This window comes from Caldalkalibacillus uzonensis, from assembly GCF_030814135.1.
In the GTDB taxonomy this organism is placed as follows: Bacteria; Bacillota; Bacilli; order Caldalkalibacillales; family Caldalkalibacillaceae; genus Caldalkalibacillus; species Caldalkalibacillus uzonensis.
In genome coordinates, this window is the sequence record NZ_JAUSUQ010000051.1 from 1 (window position 1) to 1160 (window position 1160).

2 protein-coding genes are annotated in these 1160 nt (G+C 37.8%); one reads left to right on the forward strand and one right to left on the reverse strand.

Annotation, left to right across the window (positions count from 1 at the left end; all coding sequences use genetic code 11):
- Nucleotides 1–74: 74 nt before the first annotated feature.
- Entirely contained in the window at nt 75–365 is a 291-nt protein-coding gene (locus J2S00_RS19835) for a UPF0236 family transposase-like protein (RefSeq protein ID WP_307344033.1), read from the reverse strand.
- 282 nt (nt 366–647) lie between these two features.
- On the opposite strand from J2S00_RS19835, the gene J2S00_RS19840 reads away from it, so the two are divergent.
- On the forward strand, nt 648–1004 hold the full coding sequence (locus tag J2S00_RS19840; protein WP_307344035.1) for a DUF3870 domain-containing protein: 357 nt from the start codon (nt 648–650) through the stop codon (nt 1002–1004).
- Nucleotides 1005–1160 lie beyond the last annotated feature (156 nt).

Here is a 1160-nt window from a genome sequence, read left to right on the forward strand (position 1 = left end):
ATTTTTCTGGGTAGTCATCCGAATCTGCCTTGATTTAAAAGCATTTTGTAAATTTTGTTTGTCCAAAAAAGGTTTCAAACTGTCGAACTCGGGTCGATGAAGCGGTCAAGTAAATACACATTTTCTCCTTTCTCACGGTCGTAATAGTAGTTGCGTTTCACTTCTACAAGCCCAAATAGCAGGTTGATGCCTAACGGACGTTTTTCCTTCAGCTTATAACGATCTGTATCCAAATGCTCAGCTATGTATTGGTCCAATTCCTCCAATATGTTCTCTGTCAATTTCAGACAGATATCCTGCGCTATCCGCCAAACCATTTGCTCGATTTCTTTTAATTTAGGGATATTTATGCTAAACTGCTTCATAGAGGCTCTCTCCTTCCTTATTTGTTTTTGGCCAATTCTATTGTAATAGGAAAGAGAGCCTCGTTTCATGGATTTTTTGCTTTTCTTCACCGCGCTTCGCTTGGTGGCTTCTCCATCCGGACATGGTGTTACCATTGTCTGAATGGGGAGGTTATTTTGCCTCCCACAGATATTTTATTCATACGTCACTGAGCCCCTAGAGGTTGACAGGGGAATAGTTAGATACTTAGATATTTTAATGAGTGTTTTCACAAGACTAAAAAAGCGAGGGGATGTGTAACTATGGAATATAACCAAAACCATGTTCTCGTGGCTGGCTTTGCACAGTTCCCAAAAGGTACTCCAATATTTGAACTTTACAAAGTTCTTGGTTGTATTCTTATTATTGATAAAGAAAACGATGTTATTGAGGATGCTACATTTACGTTTTTAGCCGATACCACCCGTAATTTTATATCATCCATAGTGAAAGGAAAGTGCATAAAAAATGGAATAGATGATGTGATCAAAGAAGTAGAAATACGTTTTATTGTCCCGGGGCAACGAGCAGTTGTACAATCCATCATTGCTGCATATGAACGATATTGTGATTATAAATCAAGACATTTTTTGAGAGAGGGTAAAACAGATATCAGTTAATCTATCATATCTATTTGTTATCATTAAAAGCAGCCCCTGGTTCCATCCACGAAAGTTTAATTGAGCCTTTTGCAGAATTACGAAGTCTTAAGCCGTAAGGCTTAAAAAAGATAAAAAAAGGACTTCACCCCAAACTGTAGAATGTATAAGTGACCC